This window comes from Chromatiales bacterium, from assembly GCA_014323925.1.
In the GTDB taxonomy this organism is placed as follows: domain Bacteria; phylum Pseudomonadota; class Gammaproteobacteria; order Poriferisulfidales; family Oxydemutatoraceae; genus SP5GCR1.
Map to the genome: position 1 here is coordinate 47,501 of JACONC010000008.1, position 6,961 is coordinate 54,461.

The window sequence follows — 6,961 nt, forward strand, 5'->3', positions numbered from 1 at the left end:
GCGATGTAGAAGGATTGGATGCGATACGCTATCAGCTCGACGGGCGTGGCTATCGCGCAGGTAGCAGTATCGACACTATAACATTAGGTTGTCCTGACGATGGCTGTCGTGGCTACGAGTTGGTGCGCAGTATAGACTTTGAAGCAGCCGACAGCTATGACAGTGGGCGCATCGATACGACCTGGACGATGGGTGAAGGATGGTTGCCAATCGGCACTAGTGATCAACCATTCGCTGCGGTATTTGAAGGCAACGGCCATACGATATCTAACTTAATGATAGATAGACTTGCTGATAACATAGGTTTATTCGGTGCGACCGCTAACAATTCTAAAATAACGAATGTCGGTCTGTTCAATGTAGATATCGCTGGAGATCGGCGGGTAGGTAGTTTAGTCGGCAACAATAGGAGTCGTATAACGAACAGCTATGCGACCGGTGAGGTGACCGGGGATGATAATGTAGGCGGTTTAGTCGGCGTCAGTAGAGGTAGTATAACGAACAGCTATGCGGCGGTTGATGTGAGTGGGACGAATAGAGTAGGCGGTTTAGTCGCTGTAAACAGGAATCGTATAACGAACAGCTATGCGACTGGTGATGTGACGGGGAATGATAGAGTAGGCGGTTTAGTCGCTGAAAATAGGAGTAGTATAACGAACAGCTATGCGACCGGTAATGTGACGGGGAATGATAGAGTAGGCAGTTTAGTCGGCAACAATAGGAGTAGTGTAACGAACAGCTATGCGACCGGTGATGTCAATGGACAGTTAGGCACTTTACTCGGCTTCAATGAGGGGAGTATGGCAAATAGTAAGCATCTGTCCATTGCAGACCTGCAGAGACCTACTATGGCAACTGATATCTATGAACAATGGGATACGGCAGACTGGGATTTCGGTACGCAGTCGCAATTCCCGGCACTGAGATATACCAGCGGAGCTGATCCTAACAACCCGACCTGCGGTGATGCTGGGCAACCTAGTTGTGATCAGTTATTAACCGATCAATTTCCTAGTTTTTTGGATAGTCTTGCGGTGTTCAATAGTTTATTGTTGCCTGAGTTCGATGCGCAGAGATTGGTCTACGATTTGGTGGTTAGTGAGACGGTCAATTCAATAACATTGCAAGCAATGGCTACAGGTAGTGTTATTACCATTCGTGGTGATGGCATAGACGAAACAACCGCTGATACGCTGAGTCAAGAGGTTCTGCTAAGCAGAGATAGTGACATCCTGATTACGATTGAAGTGTCTGATGCAAGAACAGCAAACGGCCACATCTACCGGTTGACCGTTGAGCGAGTAAATCTACCCGTTTGTATTCAGAGCATAGCAGACACCGATGACGACGGTGTGCCAGCAGCGATAGATATAGATAAAGATGGGGATGGTCTAATAGAACTGTGTAGCTTAGAGGGATTGGATGCAATACGCCATCAGCTCGACGGGCGTGGCTATCGCGCAGATAGAGATGCCGACATTATAACGACAGGTTGTCCTGAGGATCGCTGTCGTGGCTACGAGTTGGTTCGCAGTTTAGATTTTGAACAAGCTCGCAGTTATGACATTGGGCGCATCAATACAACCTGGACGATGGATGCAGGATGGCTGCCGATCGGCACTAGCACGCAACCATTTGATGTAGTATTTGAAGGCAACGGTCATACGATATCTAACTTAAGGATAGATAGATCTGATGGTGAGAGGATAGGTCTATTCGGTGCAACCGGCACCAATTCTGATATAACTAATGTGGGTCTGCTCAATGTAGATAACACCGGAAATAATAATGTGGGCAGTTTAGTCGGCGACAATAGAGGTAGTATAACAAACAGCTATGCGACAGGTAATGTGGATGGGGTCATTGTGGTAAACAGTATAGGCGGTATAGGCGGTTTAGTCGGCAACAATACGGGTAGTATAACGAACAGCTATGCGACAGGTAATGTGGATGGGCTCATTGAGGTAGGCGGTATGGGCGGAGGCGGTATAGGCGGTTTAGTCGGTAGAAATACGGGTAGTATAACGAACAACTATGCGATGGGTGATGTTGATGGGAATAATAGTGTAGGCGGTTTAGTCGGCGAAAATAGGGGTAGTATAACGAACAGCTATGTGACGGGTGATGTGCATGGGAATTTACGAGTCGGCGGTTTAGTCGGCCAAAATACAGGTAGTATAACGAACAGCTATGCGACCGGGCGTGTGATGGGATCAACTGGTGTAGGCGGTTTAGTCGGTTTCAATGGCATGATATCTGGCACAATTAACGCTAATATAACGAACAGCTATGCGACCGGTGATGTGGTGGGAGATAGATTCGTAGGTGCTTTAGTCGGCTTCAATGGTAGATTTCGAGCTGGTCCAGGTAACGCTACCATAACAAACAGCCATGCAACCGGTAATGTCAATGGGCAGAGACCTGCGGGGCCTGTAAGTGGTTTAGTCGGCGAGAATAGAGGAGGTACTATTACAAACGGTCTTTATCTGTCCATTGAAGCACTGCTGTCACCCACTACGGCAACTGGTATATATAGCAGTTGGGATACTGCAGACTGGGACTTCGGTAATACGCAACAATACCCAGCACTGAAATATACCAGCGGCTCCGATCCTGAAAACCCGGCTTGCGGCATCGCTGGGCAACCGAGCTGCGATAGTTTATTGCCCAATCAATATCCGAGTCTTTTAGATAATCTCACAGTGTTCGGTGGTGTATTGACACCTGAGTTTAATCTAGAGACATTGGTCTACGATGTCGAGATTGCTAACCGGGTTACTTTAATAACACTGCAAGCAATGGCGATCGATAAGACTATTACCATTCGTAATGATGACATAGGAGAGCAAGTTACCACGAATACCCTCAGTCAGGAGATTCCTGTAACCGCCGCTGCCCGCACTATGATTACGATAGAGGTGTCTGAAGCAGATGGCAGGTCGACCGGGATCTATAGGTTGACCGTAGTGCCGCCCAGTAGTGATGCGCGTTTAAGCAATTTGCAGCTAACCCAAACCGACCGCACACCGCTGCCACTGGATCAGACTTTTGCGCCGCTGGTGACTGCTTATACCGCGCGTGTTGATGAAGGAGTAGCGCAACTGCAAGTGATGCCAACCGCGGCTCATCGCGGTGCGACTATCCGAGTGGCTAATCAAACAGTGGCGAGTGGCGGGAGCAGTGGGGATATTATGCTCACTGCAGGCGCGGTGACAACGATTATGATCGAAGTCACTGCGCAGGACGAAGTCACCACTAGGAACTACACGATAGCTGTGACCCGTCCGCCGAGCAGTGATGCGAGCTTGAGTGGTTTGGAACTGGTAGATGTGATAGATGATAATGAACAGACCGTGATAAATATATTTCAACAGTCAAGGACGACCTACACAGTAACTGTGCCAAATGGGTTAACGCAAACGAGGGTGAAGCCCACGGCGAGCGAAGGTGTTCTGTCAACGATTACGGTGAGTGCCGAGAACTTTGACACAGAGACCGTAGCGAGTGGTTCGGCAACTGCCGAGTTTGTGCCGCTAGAGGCAGTCGGTGAGCAAACTACGATAACTATAGTGGTGACGGCACCGAATGAAATAACGCAGATAACTTATCGCGTATTTTTGATTCGTGTAGGGAGTGCTACGAACAATGACGCGAGCTTAAGTAATTTAGTGCTGAGGCAAACCGACGACACCACACCAATTCGATTGGCTGAGAATTTTGCATCAATAACGACTATATATACGGCAGAAGTAGCCAACACGGTCGCGCAAGTGAGGGTGATTCCGACAGCGACTGATCCGAGTGCGACTATCCGAGTGAATGGTTTTCTAGTTCCAGTGGATAGTAGTAGAGATATTGATTTAATCGAAGGCGGTTTCACGCCGATTACCATTGAGGTGACCGCAGAAGACCGGATTACGACTGAGACCTATACAGTGACTGTTCGCCGCGCGCCGAGCAGTGATGCGAGCTTAAGTAATTTAGTGCTAACGCAAAGCGATCGAATAACGATTATTCCACTGACTGAGACTTTTGCACCGACAACGACGACCTATACCGCGCAGGTAGTGAACAGTATAGAGCAAGTGCGAGTGATGCCAACCGCGAATAACGCAAATGCGACTATTGCGCTGGCAGTGGATAGTAACACGATGATGCGTGGTGATCCGAGTGGCGAGATTGAGCTAACCGAAAACGCGGTGACAACGATTACGATTGTCGTCACTGCACAAGACCGAGAGACGACAGAGACTTACACAGTGGCTGTGACCCGTGCGCCGAGTAGTGATGCGAACTTGGGTGATTTAGTGCTAACGCAAGCAGATCGAACAACAATTGAGCTGGATGAGAATTTTGACCCGACAACGACGACCTATACGGTGGAGGTGGAAAACGAGGTAGCGCAAGTGCGCGTGATGCCAACGGCGGCTCGTCGCAGTGCGACTATCCGAGTGGGTAGTGAAACAGTGGCTAGCGGTGAGAGCAGTACAGAGATTATGCTAACTGAAGGCGGCGTGACAACGATTACGATTGTCGTCACCGCACAAAACGGCAGAACGAATAAAACTTACGCAATAGCCGTGTCTCGCGAACCCAGCAGTGATGCGAGCTTGCGTAATTTAGTGCTAACGCAAGTAGATGGAATAGAGATTATTCCACTGGCTGAGGATTTTGCGCCGACAACGACGACCTATACGGTGCGTGTCGAGAATAGAGTAGCGCAAGTGCGCGTGATACCCACATTGAATAACTCTAATGCGACTATCCGAGTAGGTGAAGATAGGGTGGCTAGCGATAGTCAGAGTAGAGAGATTGATCTAACCGAAGGTGGCGTGACAACGATTACGGTTGTCGTCACCGCACAAGACAGAGAGACGACAGAGACTTACACAGTGGCTGTGAGCCGTGCGCCGAGTAGTGATCCGACCTTGCGTGATTTAGTGCTAACGCAAAGCGATGGGACAACAATTCAGCTCGATGAGACTTTTGCATCGACAACAACGACCTATACCGCGCGTGTAGAGAATAGAGTAGTGCAAGTGCGAGTGATACCCACAGTGACGAATGAGAATGCAACTATCCGAGTAGGTAGTGAAACAGTAGCTAGTGGTGGGACTAGTGGAGAGATTGATCTAACCGAAGACGGAGTGACAATGATTACGATTGCTGTCACTGCACAAGACAGAGAGACGACGGAGACTTACACAGTGGCTGTGACCCGTGCGCCGAGTAGTGATGCGAGCTTGCGTGATTTAGTGCTAACGCAAACGGATAGCACACCAATTGAGCTGGATGAGATGTTTGCGCCGACAACGACGACCTATACAGCGAATGTAGCTAATATGATAGCGCAAGTGCGAGTGATACCAACAGCGGCTCACCCTAATGCGACTATCACAGTGGATGGCAATACAGAGAGCAGTGGTACTCCGAGTAGAGATATTACGCTAACCGAAGGTGGAGTGACAACAATTACGATAGTCGTCACTGCACAAGACAGAGAAACGACAGAGACTTACACAGTGGTTGTGCCCCGTGCGCCAAGCAGTGATGCAACCTTAGCTAACTTGGCGGTGTCGGAAGGAGAATTAACACCACCCTTTAGGAGTAATGAGGTGATTTATAGTGTGTCGGTAGTCAATGCGACAGCAACGATGACCGTGACGCCGACGGCAAATAATGCCAATGCAACTATCACAGTAGATGATGAGACAGTAGTGAGTGGTAGCGCAAGTAGTGCCATTAGCTTAGCCGAAGGTGAAGTCACCACAATTACGATAGTAGTGACCGCTCAAGACACCACGACCAATACCTATACGATAGCAGTGAGCCGTGACCCAAGTGTCGATGCGAGTTTGAGTAATTTAATGCTAACGCCAGGCACACTAAGCGAGACCTTTGGTAGCACAACACTGAACTATACAGTATCGGTTGTTAATGCCATTGACGCACTAACCGTGACGCCGACGGCGTCTAATGCCAATGCAACTATCGCAGTGGATAGCATAGAGGTGGCGAGTGCGCGTGCAAGTCAACCCATTGAATTAGCCGAAGGTGAAGTCACCACAATTACGATAGTGGTGACCGCCCAAGACAGCACGACCAATACCTATACGATAGCAGTGCGCCGAGCACCGAGTAGTGATGCGACCTTAGCTAACTTGGCGGTGTCGGAGGGAGAATTAAGCGAGCCCTTTATGAGCACGATAAGGACCTATACGGTATCGGTTGAAAATGATGTTGCGAGTCTAACCGTGACGCCGACGGCGTCTAATGCCAATGCAACTATCGTATTGGATAGCATAGAGGTGGCGAGTGCGCGTGCAAGTAATCCAATTAGCTTAGCCGAAGGTGAAGTCACCACAATAACGATAGTCGTCACCGCTCAAGACACCACGACCAATACCTATACGATAGCAGTGAGCCGAGCGCCGAGCAGTGATGCGACCTTAGCTAACTTGGCGGTGTCGGAAGGAGAATTAAGCGAGCCCTTTATGAGCACGACAACGACCTATACGGTATCAGTTGAAAATAATGTTACGAGTCTAACCGTGACGCCAACAGCGTCTAATGCCAATGCAACTATCACAGTGGATAATGAGACAGTAGTGAGTGGTAGCACAAGTAGTGCCATTCCGTTAGCCGAAGGTGAAGTCACCACAATAACGATAGTGGTGACCGCCCAAGACACCACGACCAATACCTATACGATAGCGGTGAGCCGAGCACCAAGCAGTGATGCGACCTTAGCTAACTTAGCGGTGTCGGAAGGAGAATTAACACCACCCTTTAGGAGTAATGAGGTGATTTATAGTGTGTCGGTAGTCAATGCGACACAAACGATAACTGTGACACCGACGGCAAATAATGCCAATGCAACTATCACGGTAGATAGCATAGAGGTGGCGAGTGAGCGTGCAAGTAATCCAATTAGCTTAGCCGAAGGTGAAGTCACCACAAT

At 49.0% G+C, this 6,961-nt stretch carries 1 protein-coding gene and 9 pseudogenes; all 10 read left to right on the plus strand.

Features of this window, described 5'->3' with window-relative positions; all coding sequences use genetic code 11:
- Positions 1-188 precede the first annotated feature (188 nt).
- Positions 189-1,301 (plus strand): annotated as a pseudogene (locus tag GDA45_04915) (cadherin-like beta sandwich domain-containing protein).
- A gap of 291 nt (positions 1,302-1,592) precedes the next feature.
- Positions 1,593-2,207: pseudogene (locus GDA45_04920) on the plus strand (peptidase A26).
- Positions 2,208-2,966 (plus strand): annotated as a pseudogene (locus GDA45_04925) (cadherin-like beta sandwich domain-containing protein).
- Between the two features lie 225 nt (positions 2,967-3,191).
- Positions 3,192-3,614: pseudogene (locus tag GDA45_04930) on the plus strand (cadherin-like beta sandwich domain-containing protein).
- A 222-nt stretch (positions 3,615-3,836) separates the two neighbouring features.
- Positions 3,837-4,274: pseudogene (locus tag GDA45_04935) on the plus strand (cadherin-like beta sandwich domain-containing protein).
- A gap of 222 nt (positions 4,275-4,496) precedes the next feature.
- Positions 4,497-4,907 (plus strand): annotated as a pseudogene (locus GDA45_04940) (cadherin-like beta sandwich domain-containing protein).
- Positions 4,908-5,441: 534 nt separating this feature from the next.
- Positions 5,442-5,834, plus strand: a pseudogene (locus GDA45_04945) (cadherin-like beta sandwich domain-containing protein).
- A gap of 33 nt (positions 5,835-5,867) precedes the next feature.
- A pseudogene (locus tag GDA45_04950) lies at positions 5,868-6,131 on the plus strand (cadherin-like beta sandwich domain-containing protein).
- A 66-nt stretch (positions 6,132-6,197) separates the two neighbouring features.
- Positions 6,198-6,428 (plus strand): annotated as a pseudogene (locus tag GDA45_04955) (cadherin-like beta sandwich domain-containing protein).
- A 180-nt stretch (positions 6,429-6,608) separates the two neighbouring features.
- On the plus strand, positions 6,609-6,961 hold a 353-nt coding region (locus GDA45_04960), incomplete at its 3' end, for a cadherin-like beta sandwich domain-containing protein (protein MBC6414213.1).